Genomic DNA, 17,705 nt, shown 5'->3' with positions numbered 1-17,705 from the left:
AACCGGTCGTAACGGGCCAAACACAGGGCGTGCGTAGCGGCGGTTTCCGGACACAACCCGGACATCGGGGCGGTGATCTGGCCAAATAGGAGGCCAGGCGTACAGGGGAGTGGGCGATGATGGACGAGGAGCTAAGTCCGTTCGCCAGGAGGCGTGCGGCGATGGGCCTCTCGCAGGAGGCTTTGGCGGAGCGCCTCAACATCGACGTGCGCACCGTGCGCCGCTGGGATAGCGGCGATTTCGTTAAGGGCCCTCAGCCATGGATCCGGCCCAAGCTCGCTCGCTACCTGCAGGTGTCGCTTGAACGACTCGATGAGCTGCTCTCAGGCGAGCCAGATGAGCAGGCGGCCGTGGTCGACGGCGAGGTTGTTTCGCCGGAAGTTACCCAGGTGCCACCCGGTGCGGTGATGCTGCCTGTACTGGTGGATGGGAAGCCGGTGCTGCTGCCGGTTGATGCAACTACGCTTGCAGCGAAAGGGTTTCCCGCGCTTCCAGGTGCCCTCGCCCCGGCCGCCGGAGAGGATGCGATGAGTCCACTTAGCCGACGCTCGCTCCTGAAGTTCAGTGTTCTCTCCTCAGCGCTGCCAGCGCTTGATCCTGAGGCACACCAGCAAGTTGCCGCGGCGATGGAAGATGCCCGGCGCTACCTCGATAGCGACTTGGTTGGGAAGCTGCGCAACCAGCTCGGTAGGTGCAAGGCCGGTGACGGCAGCACTGATGCCTTGAAGACCCCGCCGCTTCCGATCGTGCTTGGCATCCTTGGTGCGATTGAACAATCCGCGCGTGAGGTGCAGCCGGCCGTTCGGCGTGAGTTGCTCGTACTTGGTGCGGAGTGTGCCGAGTTCGCTGGCTGGCTCTACCGCGACGCTGGTGACTTGGTACGCGCGCTCTTCTGGCACGACAGGGCCATCGAGTGGACGCAGGTGACCGGTGACAGCGCCATGCAGGGCTACGTGCTGTTGAAGAAGGCGCAGCTCGCCTACGACGAACGTGACCCGCACCGGATGCTTGATCTGGCGCACGCTGTGCGGACTGGTTCGTGGGCGCTTCCATACCGTGTACAAGCTGAAGCGGCGCAACAAGTAGCTCGCGCTGAAGCGATGCTCGGTGCGTCGCTTGGATCGGTGGAGCGCAAGCTCAGCGAGGCCTGGCAACTGCTCGGCACCAAGGAGAGCAGCGACTGCACGATGGGCATGCACTACAACGACACGCTGCTGACCATGCAGATGGCCGTCTGCTACTCGGAAGCAGGCAAACCGCGTCGAGGCGTTGAGCTCTATGGCCAGTCCCTCAAAGAGGACAGCTTCTCGCCGCGCGACTACGGCTTCTTCCTCTCCTGGATGGCGGGCTCCTTAGCACTTGCCGGCGAGCCCGACGAGGCGGCCAAGACAGGGATGGAGTCCGCCAGGCGCGCGGCTGGCGTCAGCTCGCAGCGCACGCACAGGGAGTTGACGCGGGTCGTCGACGCCTTGGCCCCGTGGCAGAACCGTCCGGCAGTCAAGGAGCTACAAGCCACGGTTGACCGCTAAAACTGCCCCCGATTGGCGCTGAAGTTAGCGGTTTGTGCAGGTAGAGGGCTTGCTCAAGGTTCCAAGTGTTGGCGTGACGGTCAGCTGGCGCTTGGCTTCTTGCAAACGAGATGAGGCCGAGCGCCTCCAGCCTGGCAACGTGACCAACTCAGCCGAGGAACCGAAGAAACTCTTCTTTACTGTCCCCGAGGCGGCCAAGCTGCTGCGTGTTGATGTCGCCACCGTCTACCGCTCGATCCGCGAAGACGCTTTTCCTGCGGTCAGGCTGCGCACGCGCTACGTGGTGCCCGCAGCCGCGATCGACCAGCTGATCGCCAATGTCATGGAGTCCGGTGGCGTGCTGGATATGGCGGAGATGACTCGGCAGCGCCGGGAGGAGAAGGAGTTCGAGCGACAGCAGCGCAGCAGCAATACCTGGTGAAGACGAAGAGAATCACGGCGCTGCTACTCTATCCATTCGGCTGGCCACCATCTCCAGCAATCGTGCGTGGCGGGATAGCGTCGCTCGTTCTCCGAGTCGCTGACTCCATCGTCGACGATCACGTATTGAGTCAATCGCCTCTCGGAGTGCCTTCACATCCGCAGGTGTAACTTCAGTATAGGTTGACGTAGAGTTGTGAACATCTACCTGCACTGACGCTGCAATCAGATCTATCTCTCCTTTAGACCATCCCTGCACGGTCTCGGCGGACGCAACTTTCTGAAAACCAAGATCGATGTATGGTTGCCGCAAAGCGGGAAAACGGCCGAGTTGAGATGTCGTTGTGTTTTGCCCGATCGTCACAGCTGTAACCGGGCACCTAGCCATGCGGGCGATCCGGAAAGCTCCGGAGAAGAACTGACCTGTTGTGCCGTTCGGAAACTTTCCTCCCTCGGGATAGATGCAAAGGAGGTTGCCGCTCTCCAAAACCTCAAGGCACGCGCGCAACGATGTAGATGTCAGTCGACGTCCGCCGATTGAGATCGACCCCATGCTCTCATGCCATAAGCGCCGGGTTAGCCAGCTTTGATGTAGCTTCTCCTTGGACAGGAAGTAAACCTTCTGGTCATGCAGAAGTTTCACGGCCGTACCGATCGCGAGGTGATCGAGCATTGAGGGATGATTGGACACTAGAACGCCAGAGCGTGTCTCCAGGAGCGCCTCAACGCCGCGCAAAGACCTCAGAAGGAGTCGTGAGGTGAACTGCTCGATAGTCAGTTGCGCCCCTTGAGCGAACGCGATCTGCCAAGGAGAGAGCAGTTGGATGACTTGCCTGCTCGCGCTCACAGCTGTTGCCTCCCGTGCGGTATAATAGGAACACGATGCCGAAACGCCCGCCAATCAGTTCTCTCTGGGGTCGCCTCAAGGGCTACGCAACCCCGCGACTCGCTGCAGTTGTCGGCGTATTCATTGTGGTTCTTGCAGCTGGGTTCATCGCTACTCAGCAGCTTACTCAGTATGTTGAAACTGGCTCGCTCGACAGGGTTGGAAGCTTCTTCGCGTTGCTTGCCCTAAAGATCCTTACCTACGTTGTAGCTCCGCTTGGCGGCGCTGGGCTTAAGGTGCTTGCTGGCGGAACTTTGGGGTGGGAGCTCGGGTTTGTAGTTATTGTTCTAGGTGACACAATTGGTAGTATCGCCAACTATTTTCTTGGCCGGTACGGCGTGCAGCTGATAGCACGCCGGGATCCCCGCGCCGGCGCAGAGATTCTGTCGGGCAGAAGGATCGACAAGCTCGCCGTACTTATTGCGGCAAGGTTCGTCTTGTCTCCTGCGTGGGATTTGCTCAGCTACGTGATCGGTGCGAAGCGAGTTTCCTTCTCTCGTTTTGTGGCAGCCTCAATTATTGGCGGCGTTCCGGCGAGTATCGCTTGGGCGCTTCTAGGTGCGGCAATATCGGAATGGCTGGGGGGATGGGTATCGGTGGCGATTGGGGTCGCGGGCCTGGTTGCTGGCGTCCTGGTGATCGCCATGAGGCGAATCTTGAAGAAGTCGCGCTTCATGGAGTCTGACGAAAAATCGCATGAGCGAGGTGGTGGCCATGACTCCGAAGAAACGATCCCGCAGCGAGAATCGTGAAAGCGATGATGGCCACGTTGATCAAAGCTGGCATGGGGCCAGCCACCATCCAGCTAAGCCCCGGCACGGCAAACCCTGCGTAGAGCGCAATTGAGCTTAGTGCATACACGAGCCCCTTCGCCTTCGTGAGTGACGTTGGTGCGGCATATTCATGTCCGCGGGAAAGCGCAATCAGGCGAGTGAGGTCAAAGATGGACCTTGCTGCGATGATTCCTAGCAATACACCTTCTGACGTTGCATCGAGCCGTAGGAGAGCAAGGAACACAACGATAAACGTGTAGCTATCGGCGGCGCTGTCGATGACACGACCTTCGGGGGCTATTCTGCCTGCGGCTCGTCTGGCGAGATACCCGTCGAGTACATCGCTGAGGTACGTGAAAATGAGCAGCGCAAGGATTGCGGCGGAGATGAAGTGGTGAGAGGGAGCAAGACTCGCGATGGCAAACCCAGTAGCGCCGAGGTATCGAAAGAGCGATATCAGGTTTGGCAAGTCCACTCTTCGGCGCCGAAGCTCGGGTACTCGCGGTGTTTGCTCAGTGGTCATCTCGACACCTGTCTTCATACGACCCGTAAGACGGCCCGTCCTTGTTGATTATCGGCTGTACGCCTCAATATCTCCGAGATTGCATTGCTGATTCTCTGTGAGACTTCCGTGTCCCATAAGGGTGGTATTGGATAGTTAAGCTGACGCGGCTCGCGCACCTTAATCAGAGCGTGGCTACACTGCTCCAAATCGAAGCCCACGAACGTCGCTGAGCCTGTTGTGCAAGTAACCGGCCTGGCTGTCGGTGCGCCAACGGTGATGCAGCTAGTACCGAGCACCGTCGATTCTTCTTGCAAGCCAGCAGAATCAGTGACGACGCAAGCTGAATGGCGCATGAGCGCACTAAACTCTCCGTGACTCAAAGAGGGAACGTAGATCGCCCCTTCTAGGGAGAGAACTTCAGGGGCCAGCTTTAGTAGTCGCCTCTTGGCGCCAGGATGGAGGGCGATCACAAGGTCGCCCGATAGTTGCTGGACCTTAGCGAAAAGCGCGGAAACCCAGTCGCCATTTCGTATCGTCGCTGGCTTGTGAACGTACAAAATTGTGTACGGCTTATCGGTTAGTTTCAGTCTTGCCACGATTCCTTTACGGGCGCTTCTGGATCGCGCGGTGAGCAGCGTCTCAGTATGCGCGTTTCCGACGAGGAAGATGTCACTGGCATCGACGCTCTCGGCGATGAGATTTCTGGCATCTGTCGCACTTGCTGGCAGATGGAAGGATGAGGCTGCGGTTATGAGCTTCCGGTTGAGCTCTTCTGGCTCCTGGAAGTGCGAGCGAAGGCCGGCTTCCACATGTACGACAGGAATCCCATACCGTGCGGAGACAATGCTAGCGGCGACAGTTGAATTTACGTCTCCCACAACAATTGAGCTATCGATTCTGCCCGCATGGTGCTTCATGTGCTGATCTAATGCTCGCACGAGTTGAGCTAGATGGCCTGGGTCCGTCTGTGCTGTACGGCTCCTGAGATAGTGGTCAACGTCAACGCCGAGCTCACGGATGAGCGCAGATGCCATGGCTTTTGAGCTGTGTTGCCCCGTGTGAACCGTAGTGAGCCGCGCATGGCTGGCAAGCGGGTGGAGCCGAAATGCTCGTTGCACCGTTGCGGCCTTTGGGATATTGGGCCGTGCTCCGATGAAGAGGTGAACATTGAAGGTTCGCGCGTTTACATCGGGTAGTAGTGCTGCTGGCTCGAGTTCCGCTACCACGCTTCCCCCTCGTTGAGGCCAAAACCAATTGCTCCAAGGTCGCCCGGCGTGTGAAGTTCGTATCTCCTGCTCACGCATGGTTGTTACCTCGGCTGCGCTGGTTCACCCATATGGAGCTGTGAAGCCTTGATCGAATGAGCCAGCGAGCTTAGATGTGCTCCCAACTGGCCACGAACTGGCCACGAACTGGCACCCCAAACCATCCGTACGAGAATCCTTTGCGCTCCAACGCGGCGAATGGTACGAACGGTTCTATAGTTTTGGCGATCTCAAAACCAGCATGTAGGCATGACGACCTCAAGTGCACGTGTGGCTCTCGGGCGGCAACTCCGCCTGATGCGACAGTTGCATGGAGTGAAGCTCAAGGAGCTTGCTGCACGCCTCGGGCGCAGTGTGGGGCATCTGAGCAACGTTGAAGCCGGTCGGGACAGTGCGAGTTGGCAGCTGATCGCTCTGTACGAAGAGATGTTCAACGGCGATGGGATTCTGTGGTCAGCGTACGTGGAGGCTCAAACAACGCCGAGATCTCCTCAGCGGCGCGCCATCGAAGAGTTCAGCTACCCAATTCCAGGTGATGAGTCTTCCTTCGTTGCGGATGTGACCGTTCCTGATGGGACGGTGATGCCTCCTGGACACTTCTTCGAGAAGATTTGGCGCATACGCAACGCGGGATCTGTTCCCTGGGTGGGGCGGCGACTAGCGCGTGATGGCGCAGCCGGTGGTTATGGCGTTCCCTTCACGCCTGCTTATGTTCAGATCGAAGAGACTATGCCTGGGTGTGAGGTAGAAATCGCCGTTCCCGTGAGGGCGCAGCCACTGGAGGGAACATCGCAGATGCGATGGAAGATGGTTGATATGTTTGGTCGAAGGTATTTTCCCAACTCGTACTGCTTTGGCTTGGTTATGACGATCGTCGTTAGAGAGGGAGCGGTTCCGCCAGAGTGATTGGGCTCGTTCACCTGGCGGCTATGCGAGCCACCTGGTAACTGCTTCGATAACCTCGGCCTGCCACTTCTGGCTCTGCGGGTGTGCGTACTCCGGATCATCGTGGACGGCGAAGCCATGCTGGGAGCCTTCGAGCTCCAGCAGCTGGTGCTTACAAGTGAGCTGGCGGTTGGCCTCGCGAGATGACTCCACCGGGATAAAGGTGTCTTCGGTGCCGTGCACGATGAGGGTGGGCGCCGCGATCTCGCCCAGCACCGCCCGCGGCTGCAACCAGAACACCTCGTTCAGGATCGGCCTGCCGAGCTTGAAGGTCGGCGAGTGGCCGAGGTAGCCCTGCTCGAGCAGCTGCTCGGCGCCCTTGTCGTTGATATAGCCCGCCTTCCAGGCCTTCTTCTCGTCGACGAAGCGCTTCTTGTAGTCGATGAGCGGGTTGAACAGCACCAGGCGGCTGATCGCCTCGGGTCGCTGCGCCGCGTAGTACGCCGCCGTGCCACCAGAGAAGCTCGCGGCGATGATCGACGGAGGCGTCACGCCCGTGAGCTCGTTCAAGTGGTCGAGGCCGGAATCGATGGCGTTCAGTACCGCGGAGAGCGACAGATCCTCTTGTCGTCCTTCGCTTTCCCCGTGGCCGGGAAGGTCGAACCGCAGCGAGGCGACGCCGGCCTCGGCAAGACCACGAGCCAGTCGCGTAAAGAAGCCGCCCTCTTCGCGGGTGACGCCAGCACCATGAACCAACAGCACCGAGTGCTGCGGCGGAGCATCAGGCGCGTCGAAGGTTCCCGCGAGCTTCAAGCCATCATGCGTGCGCACGGTGGTGCTGGTGCTGCCGGTGCTCATCCGAGGCTCCTCAAGATCGAAGATGACCTCTTCATGATTCCCACTCGCGGCCCTACCTAGCTACCTGGTGAGGCGGGAAGAACACCAAGCATCTCGATGTGCGCTCCGGAGTTTGTGCAGCTCAAGCACAGTGATGTCCGGTTCCTGCCCGCAAACCGTCCTGTTCCTGAGGATCTCCGAGCCGAGACGCTGGCCTTCGCGCTTGAAGTCGAGATCGATCACTTCAAGCCACGAAGACGGATGCCTGAGGGGGCGCTGCAGTGGCGACGAAGACCAGCTTAGGGATCCTGCCGATTTTGCTGATCGGTGGTGCGGTGGTTGTACTCGGCCCGCAGCTGGTGCCAGGCTTCCCGGATCTCCTTGGCGACCTCACCGCCGATACCGCCGCCGCTTACCAGGCGGCGCCCGGCGCCAAGCCCAAGACCGACAAGTGCACCGCGGACCAGCTGCTGAAGCAGCGCCAGTGCGACGACTTGAAGGTCGTGCTCGTCGACGCTGCCAAGATGCCCTTCATCGCACAGAACATCTCGCTGGCGTGGGCGGAGGGCAAGCCGTTCACTCTGCACAAGGGAGCGCCCGGTTCAGACGCAGGCCGGCGCGCCGCTGTGTGCGGCAACTTCAAAGCGCAGTTCGCGAAGGGCAGCTGCGACGAGTACGCCTTCGCCTCGAGCGCCGAAGGTGGCGTTGTCGCCAACGTGCGCATCATGGAGGTGCCTCTCCGTGAACAGAACTGCCAAGGTGGCACGCTTCGGCAGGAGTACCGCCGGGCTGGCATCGTGGAGGGCAGTGCCTTCACCGTGGTGATCACCAATCCGGAGAAGATCGCCACCGTGCCCTACACGGGCGTGGATATCGCGAAGGAGCAGTCGTGCGGGACCTGATCGACCGCTACCAGTGGGTGCAGCAGCTCGACGTGGTGATGACCTTCGCTGTCATCCAGGGGCGCAGCGTCGACGAAGTGGTGCGCATCTATGGGGGCGACCCCGAGGAGCGCCAGCTCATGACCACCATCGAGGCCGAGGATGCCGGGCTCGACGATGGCGACGACTTCTACTTCCAGGTGTTCGAGCACCAGGACGCCGTGGTGGCGCTGGAGAACAACGGCTGGAGTGGCACGGTGCCGGAGATCGCTCGCCGTGCCTCCCAAGGCGAAGGTCACTTCTTCTCCGTGCACTGGAACGCCAATGGGATGTTCCGCATCACCGAGGCGCGCGGCGGCAAGGTGACGGCGTACTTCGAGCCGACGTTCGGCACGGAGCTGGCCGCGCCCGACGACGTCATCCCCGCTTGGGCGCAAGGGCTTGGGCTCCAGCCCGGTGAATTCCGCGCCGCCTGCCTTGCGCTGGTGCAGCAGCAGACAAGCGTGTCCTTCGAGGAGGACTGGTTGGTGAAGAAGCTCCCGACCTTCCGCATCCCGGATCCGGACGAGTTGCTCCGTGGCGTTGACGGCGCGCGAACGCCGTAGCGCGAGAGGAGACGAATCGGCATCGTCATCATGCGGCGGCCTGTTGTGTCCGCTCTACGGAGCTACCGTCCGAGTGTTCGCTCCACAGGCATCTGCCTGATGTTCGCTGTCCTTGCACGGCTGCCCAGGCGTGTACTTGACGCCAGACCAGTACACCGGTGTCAGGCTCGATAGCTGACGACCACCTTCGCTCGGCTTGCGTACCACTGCGAAATCGCTCGTGTACTGCGTTCCATCAGCGCGTGTGCCTTGAAGGTGGAGAACAGATACCCGGTTCAAGCTGAACTGACCAGCGTCTGCCGTGAACCCAGTTACGACCGGGCGAGCTGCATCGGTTGATGGAGCTTGGGCGCGAGCATCCTCTGTGAGCTGTCGGCACACGGAGGGTTCGGTGGCCACCGAACGGCAGAGGCCGCTGTAGTCGCCTGCCTTCACGTAGGAAACCGTCTCTTCGAGGAGGATCTCGGCGTCTTTTTGTGTTACCGGCTCTCCAGCCCTCGGCTGACTGGTTAATTTCCAAACGGCCAAGCCAGCGCCGGAGAGCAGAAAGACCGCAAGGACAACAAATAGGATCCTGGTGGATCGATGGTGTTCGCCCTTCATCTCAACCCCCCGCGGTGGGTAGCTGGCCGCTACCGCAGAGTGTGCAGTATGCGGCCAGCTACCTATTCAGGTCAACCGCACTGGTCGAAGCCTGGGAGGAGGCTGCACGTCGAGTAATAGTAGTAAGCTTCGTTGTACATGGTAATTGCGAGCGTGCTTTCAGCACCAAACGCCTCGACGAATGCGACTTCGCGGGATTCTCCGTCCCAGGCGTCGCCAGACCACAGCGCGGCCATAGACCCCGGTTGGTCCGGAGTGGGGACGGGGTTCAACTTCTCGCAGATCTTCGCCGTGTGGCCGGCCGTTACCCCGCCCCAGCCGACGCTGAACGGCTTGTCCTGGCAGTTCGGAAGATCGATCTTTCCCTTGGGCTGCCAATCGTTCCAGTGCAGCCTGGGGGAATTGGTATCGCCCCACTGCTGGGTCGTTACGTCGCAGGCATCGAGCTCGTAGGTGTTAAGGTTGTTCGTATGGGTGCAAGTTCCGTAGACCTTGTAGCCCCAGTTGTAGCGCGTTTCTCCTGGGTAAGACATTCGTGCCCATGCTGAACATGTCAGCATGTCTCCGATGTTTGCTGGGTCGTCTTCGTCGCCGACACTGAAACAAGACGGCTGCCGCCACTGTGCCTCTTGCTGGGCGGTCACTTCCCCCAGCGCAGCCAGCTTCCCAACATCAGTGCCCGTGGGGGACGTATGCTGAACCTTCGCTCCTACTCTCATGCTGCCGTTCGGCATCTTGGTGATGGACGCTTCAGGGGTCGGCACATCCTTCCGATGGATGACGCGTACACCCTCGATCTTGCTCACCCTGTAGTCCGCAGAACTCAGATCGACGCCGTAGCGAGCCTTCGCGGTCTGCGTGAAGTTCTGCAACGAAAGCTGATCCGCCGTACTGACCGGATCGGCGGCCTGTGCGCTACCGGTAAGCAAGCTGAGTCCAATGGCTGCAGCTGCCGCCACTGCTGATATCTTCTTCATGTCCCCCCTAAGTCAATGCGACGGCGGAATGCTTGTGACGCCGTCGCTAAGTGCCGTACCCGTGTTGGTGGCAGAGCATGCCAAATTTCCGTAACCCGAGAGAATTCTGAGGCAACGGCAAGGTATGACTATGTCTCGCCCGGCGGATAGCGGGACTTTGTTTGAGCCTTCCGGCTGCTCACCCCCGAGAAGGACCATATTGATCAGTCTCAGTGGGGCGCCATAGGCCGTACGGGTGACTTATTCACACTGCTAATGCATGTGGAGGAGCCTATGAATGCTAAATTTTTGGTTTAGTTAACCGAGGCCCTTAGTTGCACGCGTGTGGGCTCTCGTAATCTTCTGTACAGACTTGGGATCATTGGGTGAGCGGTTAGCTGTATGCACTCGCTCGGCAGCTTTAAGCTGCGGTCCTTCACTGATCGGCCGCGCCGTGGGCTACCTGCTGGAGCCGCCGGCTAGCACGGAGCCTCCTGTGTCCAACGACGTCATCCCGCCATGCGCAGCCGGACTTGATCTCAGGCCGGACGAGCTTCGAGCAGCATGCCTGGCGCTCGTGGCGCAGCTGGTCGGGGGGACCTTCGAGGACGAGTGGTTGGTGAAGCGACTGCTCACATTCCACATCCCGGACCCGGATGAGCTGCTCCGTGGCGGTGAGGGTGCGCGAACCCTCTAGCTCGACTCGGCGTTTAGCGCCCTGCCGGAATCTTCACCAGGTGCTATTCCCCTTCACCTAGCTTGCCGCTACTTCACTTCGCGGGTCGCTGCAACAATCCGCAAGCAGTGAAGATGGACTTGCTTCGGAGGTAACTGTGTGGTCGAGCATCGGGTTGACCGGCCTGCTCGCAGTGCTGGGCCTCGCGGTGTGCCGCACGGTCATCGTGGCCATCGCGCTCAGAGGCACCACGCCAGCTGAACGACCAGCGATCATCAGGGCGCTCAACGGCGGGCTTCAAGGGGCAGTAGCCCGCCGCCGTGGGAAATGAAGCATCGTGGTGGTTCCGGTGTGCCCTAGGCAGTCGGGCTATCAGCTACCGCGCGGCGGGAGCTTCCGCAGGTACTCCTCAACATCGAAGCCCACGGCCTCAAGCCGCCTCCGTGCGATCTCCAGCTCATACTCGGCGAACAGTTCGGCGTAGCGCGGGTTCAGTACGAGCGCCTCGATGCTGTGCTGCAGCATGTTTTCTCGGCGCAGGCGCTCGAACCCATCCGAGACAGTCGGGGTACGAAGCAGTGTGGCTTGGGATGCGTTGGCGGAGTAAGAGCAACGAGCTGGCCGCCGCCGCGCAGCTGGTGCCCACCGCGGTCATCCACCAACTCGCCATCTGAACCGCTACCACCGCGTCGACCAGGGTGACGACGAAGAACACCGCCGCCAGCAATCCAAGCCGGCGCCGGTCGACATCGCGGGCTCCACGGCGGTGCATGTTCGCTCCGTCGTTTCGGTGAATCTTGGTGTTACTCCAAGCGAGCCCCTGCTGACAGACTTCTCCGCCAAAGTGATCTTGCTAAAGTCACCGCCCAAACCTCAAAGGAGTTCAGGCATGGCGCAGAAAGTTCTTGTTCAGCTCATCGATGATCTCGATGGTACGGCGGCTGAGGATGTTGAAGCCGTGAGCTTCGGCTTGGACGGCGTGACCTACGAGATCGATCTGAAGCCGGGCAACGCTTCCAAGCTCCGCGATGGCCTGGCGGACTTCGTTGCCGGCGCTCGCCGGACTCGTGGTCGGGCGAGGAAGGCTCCGGCCACCACGCGCACCATCGTGGCTGAGTCGCGCACCAAGGAGCAGACGAAGGCCATTCGGGACTGGGCGAGGGCTAACGGCCACGAGATCTCCGACCGAGGCCGCATCCCCACCAGCATCATCGAAGAGTTCGAGAAGGCGCACCGGTAGATCGCCACCTCAGCGTGGGTAGACAACGTGAACCGCTCAGCTAGGAGCGGGGCCTCGTTGGCGGTTGGCACGAAGCGTCAGCGGGCGTCGCCGTGCCCAGTTCGGTTCTGCGACTCGATGGCGGCGCAGCTGACGCTCGTCTCTGCTCTGCAAGGCCGCCGCTCAGTACAGCAGGCTAGAAGGGTATGCCTACACCGAGTCACATGGGCACTTCGCCTCTGCCGATACGCTCCACGCCCTGCCACCTTGGAAGTGTCGACACAGCCTTGGAGGCGGGCCAATGGCCACGAATGCACAGGTCATAGCTAAAGGAGGACTTGGCGGGGCAGACCTCGACTGGCGATTAGTTAGAGAAGTAGCCAGTTTTCGTGCAGCGGTCATCGGAACCGCGCCGTCGTTTGTCCAAGAAATGGATCTCGCAAAGAGGCTTAGCGAGGTGTGGCGACGAGGAAGCAAAAAGAACCAGTGGCGCGAGCAACGAACAGCAATTAACAGTCAGGCTGCATATCGGCAGTTGCAGTCGTCGCCAAACCTGGCCAGTGAGATGCTAAAGAAGCATCGAAACGTCTGGCTCAGCTTTCGGCAGGGACATAATCGAGAACAGGTCAACCCCGATTGGCCTGTTCTCGATCAGTGGGCATTTGACCTGGAGAAAGACGCTTCATCTTTCGTTGCGTTCACGCCTGTTCGGCTCAGTCGACATGCCGCACGGGTATACATCGAAGCAGGAATCTCTTGCGGATGGCACTACGTCGACGGCGCACTATCCTTCCCTACCTCCAAAGATATTGATGCTGTTCTGGGTTGGGTCACGCAAGCGTGGCAAGAGCTTCCCGCAGGAGATGAGCCGCTGCCAGAGGCTGTTCCTTTTTGGTGGCATCGCGTGCGAAATGAAAATGTTGGCTACCAGCCCGACTTCAGTCGAAGTGCCGTGCTGTTTACGATCGCACGAAACTTCGCCGTAGGCGTTGCGGAGCGTGAGCGGGAAAGAGCAGCACAGCGCCAAGCGTCCGTCTCTGCTCGCGCCACTGTGAATTTCGAAAAAACACGTCAATCGGCTGGCGGATATTCGCGCCCACCCTGGCGCCCCATGAACTGGGATCTGACGTACCCGGCTAACACTTGGGCTCCAGGCACCGGTCCTGGTCATTGAGACTCTGACCTCTGTGCGTTGTCAGGATTCGAGCGTGCGATGTTTTGATCCGTAGACGGCGATGACGCCCCGCTCAGCCCTTCGTTGCTTCGAATTGCGTGATCACAACGCCGAGCGTCGTCCCTAGTGCCTCGGCCACCAGACCTAGCTCCACCACATCGAGCCGGCGCTCCCCGGACTCGTACTTGCTCACGAACGACTGTGGCTCGTCGAGGCGTTCCGCTACCTGCACCTGGGTGAGACCTGCCTCGGTGCGGATCTCCCGGAGAAGCGCGCAAAGTCGCTGGTACGCCGCCGAGTAGATCGACTTATCCATCTGCAAAGGGCACAACCGCCGTTGCAAATATCCCAAAATCGGATATCGTCGCGAGTGGCCGTTCGGCCATCTTCACCGGATTCCCTGAGGGGGTGGCGAGATGCGTATCGCGATGAGCGGCGGTGGAGGCGGCACCTGATAGCCCGCCAGCACACGCGAGAGCCCTGGGTGCCTCTAACACCCAGGGCTCTCGCCTTGTATTGAACCCGAAGCGGCCGGCGGCCGGCTTGCGCCGGGCTTAGGCCGCCTGTCCGTTCGACGGCCCTGCGACCGTCGTGTTCTTCGGCTTCGCCACGGACGGGATGTCAGCGAACTCCAGCTTGATGCCGAGGTACGTGAGCTCCTGGTTCAAGCGCAGCAGGCTGACCCTCGTGAGAGGAAAGATCTTCTTGACCTCCCACGGGCGACCGCCGAGCGCCAGCACCACCGTCCGCGGCCGGTCGGTGAGCGTGCGAGTGCTGTCGAGTGCTTTCACCTTCTCCCGGAGCTGCTGCAGCGCCTCAGGCTCAAGACGCTGCGACCAGGCCGACGCCTGCGCCTGGTTGAACAGATGCCCGAGTTCAGCGGCGCGCGATGGCCACTTGATGTGGATCAGTTCGTCACCGGGGCCGATCCCGTCCGCGAGCTCCAGCTTCGGATGCATCGGCGTCTTCGCGAAGTCCTGATCCAGGCAAAGGAACCCCGGCTGCTTCGCCAGCTCGTCTTCGCAGTAGCGGTGCTCATCGTCCTTGCCCTTCTGCCGCTCCCACACGGGGAACAGCAGTGAACTCTTGTTCGCGATGAGCTCGGCCAGCTGCTCGTTGACCCTGTCAATGGAGTCCTTGCTGAGCTCGTACCACCGTCCCTGTTGCAGGCAGAAGGTTTTGTCGCCGATGCTGGTCTCGAAGGCGATCCACTTCAACATCGAGATCGGACGAGCCAACTCAACCTGCCCCTGGTCGTCCTCGCAGGGCACGAGACGCACCGCTTGCAGTTCCACTAGGCGGGCTCCCTCAGGGATGCGAGCGAACCGGGTGGTGATCTCGTCGATGTCGAAGTCGGCGGTGAGCATTAGCGAGCCGAAATCCCAGATGCTCGTGGTGATGAAGAAGTCAGCCTCTTCCACCACGCCGTGCACCGCGGTGGGCCAGCAGATCCCGATCGGACCGAAGCGCTCGTCGCCGCCCAGTGCCACCGCGAGTCGAGCATCGAGCTCGGCCTTCAGCGGGTGGTTGGAGCTGACCGGTCGTACCTCGTTCAGGAACCGCAGCGGGGAGTCCGCGTCGCTCGAGTCCACGATGGCCGAAATGGCACGCAGATCCGCGACGAAGTCTTCCGGTGAGCGGCCCAGCTGGATGTGCAGCGAGTTCCCGCACCTGATCTGCCAGGCCTTGCCGTCTGTGGCGGTGTGGTAGGTGAGACCTTCCAAGCTCGCCGAGCCGGCCAGCCGGGTGACCAACTCGCCCGCAGGCTCAAGGCCGAAACCTGAGAGCGGGTGGCCCAACGGGAACGAGGTCTGTTTGCTGCGGGAGGTGGTGTCCAGCGAGCTGCTGTTCAACGTGCGCAGCTTCATCGGGTCGAGGCGGCGGATGCCGAACTTCAGCCCGAAGCTCTCATCGAGCAGAACGTCGTCGAGCAGATGCCGCGCGCTGGCGCCCCAGCATGCGGCGACCACCCAGTTCACATCAATCTCGACAAGAACCACGGTGAACGGGGTCATCGCCGACAACGTGAGTCCGAGGCCAGTCACCTGCTGCGGGTGTCGCGCCCACGCTGCCTCGTCGGCGATGCGCATGCCTGCGAGCACGTGCGCGGATGCGTTCGCGATCTCCATGGCGCCGTCGAACTCGACCTCTGCGCCGTCGGCGAGCTTGATGTAGTCAGTAAGGGGAAGGCCGGCCCGGAATCGGTAGATCGTCGCGGGACCGGTGGGGAGAAGCTTGCCTGTCAAGTGAAGTCGTCCTTGCCTTGCAAACAACGAGCGCAGCGATGAGCGCGCGCGTCGTGACGTTGAGTCTGATGTGTACGGACGCGGCCGTACTTGCAAGTGAGATCGCCGACTGCGCGAAGGCTTGTGTGCCAACGGTTGCTGGCTTCGAGACAGAGCAAGAACCAGCAACCGCCGCGGCGCAAGCGCTGCTAGCGAAGACGTCGTGTCCGACGTCTTCGGATGCGCAGGAGCGTCACCAAACGCGACTGTGAAGAGGGAGAAGGTCGATCGACCTCAGCTGGCTTGTGCGCAAGCGAACACCTGAGCGGCCGATTCACTCGGCCGTGGCTCTAGTGGAACGCGGGCATCAGCCCTAGACTCAACGCGCTTCCTCCGAAAGACATGCTGGTTGCTAGGCCAGGCGGATGGGGTGGAGCTTCACGCGGCCTCCTGTTGACGCAGGGGGTCGCGTTTTTTGTTCGGGCAAGCGTAGCGTAACCCGAACGTGATCAATCATGCCTCAAGTGAACGAGGGTGTTCTCGTTCGGTTCGATGCTCTGCGCCGAGCGGCAGGTTTTGCCGGTTAGCTGGAGGCTGAGTGTCGTCGAGCTGATAAGCGCAACGCAAGTCGACACGGCGTGTCGCAGGAACTCGAAGTAGGTACCGTCCGTACGGTTTGGGCGACGACCCTTGTCGACTGCTCGCGGTGCGTCAAATCGCGGCCAATTAATGGCCAATATTCTCGAAAACGAAGAATTCTGACGCTGCGTAGTCGTTCGGCTGCGAAAACTGGATCAGCCGGACCGAACGGCGAGCGGCGCTCGGAGGCCGCTCGTCGCAGCTAGGCGACACGTCATGCTTGGTACGTCGGAAGTGGGCTCACGTGTGTTACGCCCGCATCGGCTACGCGGGGTCATGTGGCGAGCCTGGCGAAGCGGCGCGCTCTGGTGGTCTGGGCCAATTCCTCTGCGGTAGCCGCACACGCGAAGAACTTCCGCGTATTAACAATTGTAACAATGCTTGCTACAATTGATGGTGAATGAAGGACACACTCGATCAGCTTTATGAAACCAAGGCACAGCTCATCGCAGTGCTCTCGACGGTTATCGGCATCGGCTTGCTGATGCTGAACAGGTGGCCGCCGGCCATCGAGTTGCTGTCGACCTTCCCTGTCCCGCTGGGAGAACTCGGTGCGGGCTTCTTCGGCTTCGGGGTGCTGGGCATCTACTTCCAGATCCTCGATCGCGCCGCCGGAGACAAGCGTCTGGAGAAGCGGATCCACCGAGCGCTTCGCCATGAAGCCCCCGCGTTCCGTGACGCCGTGATCGACAGCCTGGCCTTCAGGCCCGAGATGCTGCAGGGCATCGCGGCGTCTGACGAGCTCCTCGACCGCGTTGCTGCCAACGCCCTGGCGCTGCGGCTCAAGGACGAGGAGCTGGCGCACGATCTCTACGCCGATGTGCGTGATCAGGTGATCAACGCCGTGGAGCGGTGGCGTGATGTCGACGTGGCGGTTTCACTGCAGCCGTGGGCAGGTGGCCCGGCCTCTGGTCACGGCTCGATGTTCGTGGCAACGGTGCGGTGGGAATACAAGGTGCGGTCTGCGAGCCCCACCTTGCGCTTCGCGTGCGTAGCTGACGAGCGCGAGTACCGGGAGATGCTGCGCGACCCGGCGGTCACTGCAGTTTGGCACTTTGATCTCTCAGGTGGGCTTGCTGCCGAAGATCCTGAGGTCTTTGAACTCGTGAGCCTCTCTGTGGACGGCAAGGAACGGAAGATCCGGCGAACCTCGCGAGGTGGTGCGCAGCTCTACGCGGCTGGCATGGGTGAGCGTGCGTCAACAGCCGAGGAGATCACTGTCGCCTACACCTACAAGGTTCTCGTGCAGCGCCACGGTCACATGCTCTACCTCGACTTGCCGCGGCCGGCGAAGAAGTTGCATGTGCAGCTCGACTACACCGCTGCAGGCATCCGGCGCATGAACACGGTGGACTACATCTCCAGCAGTCAGTCGACCCGCGTGGAGCAGTCGCGCCGTGCGGACAAGGCGAAGACAGTGAACATCAGCTTCGACGGGTGGACGTTGCCGCGGGCTGGGGTGGCGTTCGTGTGGGTCCTGGATGACGAGCTCGCGGCTCCGCGAAACGCTAGAACGCGCGATAGGCGTCTAGACAGGTCCTCAGCCGCCTCACCCTAACTTACTAAGAGTAAGTTGAGAGTATCGGTTGCAACCGATATCCGCTGGTGTACTCTGTGTCTTAGAAGC

Annotated in this window: 18 protein-coding genes; 10 read left to right on the top strand and 8 right to left on the bottom strand. The window is 60.8% G+C overall.

All coding sequences use genetic code 11. The features are described from left to right. Positions 1 to 116 precede the first annotated feature (116 nt). Entirely contained in the window at positions 117 to 1,529 is a 1,413-nt protein-coding gene (locus FXN61_RS00465; RefSeq protein WP_246290510.1) for a helix-turn-helix domain-containing protein, read from the top strand. 139 nt (positions 1,530 to 1,668) lie between these two features. After that, positions 1,669 to 1,950: a helix-turn-helix domain-containing protein gene (locus FXN61_RS00460; protein WP_167969220.1), complete on the top strand. Its 282-nt coding sequence runs from the start codon at positions 1,669 to 1,671 to the stop codon at positions 1,948 to 1,950. A gap of 12 nt (positions 1,951 to 1,962) precedes the next feature. Here FXN61_RS00460 and FXN61_RS00455 read toward each other — a convergent pair whose 3' ends face one another. Beyond that, positions 1,963 to 2,796, bottom strand: a complete 834-nt coding sequence (locus tag FXN61_RS00455; protein WP_167969219.1) for a lysophospholipid acyltransferase family protein — start codon at positions 2,794 to 2,796, stop codon at positions 1,963 to 1,965. A gap of 35 nt (positions 2,797 to 2,831) precedes the next feature. On the opposite strand from FXN61_RS00455, the gene FXN61_RS00450 reads away from it, so the two are divergent. Beyond that, the gene (locus FXN61_RS00450; RefSeq protein ID WP_167969217.1) at positions 2,832 to 3,587 is read left to right on the top strand and encodes a TVP38/TMEM64 family protein; all 756 of its coding nucleotides are present in this window, start codon (positions 2,832 to 2,834) and stop codon (positions 3,585 to 3,587) included. Here the strand turns inward: FXN61_RS00450 and FXN61_RS00445 are convergent. Both FXN61_RS00445 and FXN61_RS56125 read right to left on the bottom strand, forming a co-directional pair. Beyond that, positions 3,508 to 4,131 carry a CDP-alcohol phosphatidyltransferase family protein gene (locus FXN61_RS00445; RefSeq protein ID WP_167969216.1) on the bottom strand — a complete coding sequence of 208 codons (624 nt, stop codon included), beginning with the start codon at positions 4,129 to 4,131 and terminating at the stop codon, positions 3,508 to 3,510. The two genes, FXN61_RS00450 and FXN61_RS00445, sit on opposite strands and share 80 nt — an antisense overlap. A 14-nt stretch (positions 4,132 to 4,145) precedes the next feature. After that, a complete protein-coding gene (locus tag FXN61_RS56125; protein WP_376770555.1) occupies positions 4,146 to 5,417 on the bottom strand; it encodes a UDP-N-acetyl glucosamine 2-epimerase in 1,272 nt (423 codons plus the stop codon). 210 nt (positions 5,418 to 5,627) lie between these two features. Here FXN61_RS56125 and FXN61_RS00435 point away from each other — a divergent pair, with 210 nt between their 5' ends. Next, positions 5,628 to 6,284 (top strand): NBR1-Ig-like domain-containing protein, encoded by a 657-nt coding sequence (locus tag FXN61_RS00435; RefSeq protein WP_167969214.1) that lies wholly within the window; start codon positions 5,628 to 5,630, stop codon positions 6,282 to 6,284. A gap of 21 nt (positions 6,285 to 6,305) precedes the next feature. Here FXN61_RS00435 and FXN61_RS00430 read toward each other — a convergent pair whose 3' ends face one another. After that, entirely contained in the window at positions 6,306 to 7,121 is an 816-nt protein-coding gene (locus tag FXN61_RS00430) for an alpha/beta hydrolase (protein ID WP_167969213.1), read from the bottom strand. Between the two features lie 260 nt (positions 7,122 to 7,381). Here FXN61_RS00430 and FXN61_RS55000 point away from each other — a divergent pair, with 260 nt between their 5' ends. Together FXN61_RS55000 and FXN61_RS00420 are read left to right on the top strand one after the other, a co-directional pair. Beyond that, a complete protein-coding gene (locus tag FXN61_RS55000; protein ID WP_167969212.1) occupies positions 7,382 to 8,002 on the top strand; it encodes a NucA/NucB deoxyribonuclease domain-containing protein in 621 nt (206 codons plus the stop codon). Further along, entirely contained in the window at positions 7,990 to 8,586 is a 597-nt protein-coding gene (locus FXN61_RS00420; protein WP_167969211.1) for a DUF6461 domain-containing protein, read from the top strand. Before FXN61_RS55000 ends, FXN61_RS00420 begins: the two co-directional genes overlap by 13 nt. Positions 8,587 to 9,260: 674 nt before the next feature. On the opposite strand, the gene FXN61_RS00415 is transcribed toward FXN61_RS00420, so the two are convergent. Further along, complete coding sequence (locus tag FXN61_RS00415; RefSeq protein WP_167969210.1) at positions 9,261 to 10,166, bottom strand: hypothetical protein; 906 nt, start codon at positions 10,164 to 10,166, stop codon at positions 9,261 to 9,263. Positions 10,167 to 10,641: 475 nt separating this feature from the next. Here FXN61_RS00415 and FXN61_RS00410 point away from each other — a divergent pair, with 475 nt between their 5' ends. Then, the gene (locus FXN61_RS00410; RefSeq protein ID WP_167969209.1) at positions 10,642 to 10,842 is read left to right on the top strand and encodes a hypothetical protein; all 201 of its coding nucleotides are present in this window, start codon (positions 10,642 to 10,644) and stop codon (positions 10,840 to 10,842) included. A gap of 351 nt (positions 10,843 to 11,193) precedes the next feature. Here the strand turns inward: FXN61_RS00410 and FXN61_RS00405 are convergent, their stop codons facing one another. Next, positions 11,194 to 11,346: a hypothetical protein gene (locus FXN61_RS00405; RefSeq protein WP_167969208.1), complete on the bottom strand. Its 153-nt coding sequence runs from the start codon at positions 11,344 to 11,346 to the stop codon at positions 11,194 to 11,196. A 364-nt stretch (positions 11,347 to 11,710) separates the two neighbouring features. Here FXN61_RS00405 and FXN61_RS00400 point away from each other — a divergent pair, with 364 nt between their 5' ends. Continuing rightward, positions 11,711 to 12,061, top strand: coding sequence for a histone-like nucleoid-structuring protein Lsr2 (locus tag FXN61_RS00400; protein WP_167969206.1), 351 nt, complete (start codon positions 11,711 to 11,713; stop codon positions 12,059 to 12,061). 280 nt (positions 12,062 to 12,341) lie between these two features. Further along, complete coding sequence (locus FXN61_RS00395; RefSeq protein ID WP_167969205.1) at positions 12,342 to 13,214, top strand: hypothetical protein; 873 nt, start codon at positions 12,342 to 12,344, stop codon at positions 13,212 to 13,214. A gap of 73 nt (positions 13,215 to 13,287) precedes the next feature. Here FXN61_RS00395 and FXN61_RS00390 read toward each other — a convergent pair whose 3' ends face one another. Further along, positions 13,288 to 13,530: a helix-turn-helix domain-containing protein gene (locus FXN61_RS00390; protein WP_167969204.1), complete on the bottom strand. Its 243-nt coding sequence runs from the start codon at positions 13,528 to 13,530 to the stop codon at positions 13,288 to 13,290. A 238-nt stretch (positions 13,531 to 13,768) separates the two neighbouring features. After that, positions 13,769 to 15,460 (bottom strand): TIGR04141 family sporadically distributed protein, encoded by a 1,692-nt coding sequence (locus FXN61_RS00385; protein ID WP_167969203.1) that lies wholly within the window; start codon positions 15,458 to 15,460, stop codon positions 13,769 to 13,771. Positions 15,461 to 16,478: 1,018 nt separating this feature from the next. Here FXN61_RS00385 and FXN61_RS00380 point away from each other — a divergent pair. Further along, the gene (locus FXN61_RS00380; RefSeq protein ID WP_167969202.1) at positions 16,479 to 17,636 is read left to right on the top strand and encodes a hypothetical protein; all 1,158 of its coding nucleotides are present in this window, start codon (positions 16,479 to 16,481) and stop codon (positions 17,634 to 17,636) included. Positions 17,637 to 17,705 lie beyond the last annotated feature (69 nt).

Origin of the sequence: Lentzea indica, from assembly GCF_012184385.1 — a bacterium.
Taxonomy (GTDB): Bacteria; Actinomycetota; Actinomycetes; order Mycobacteriales; family Pseudonocardiaceae; genus Lentzea; species Lentzea indica.
The sequence above is the reverse complement of the archived record's forward strand: the minus strand, read 5'-3'. Positions and strand labels throughout refer to the sequence as shown.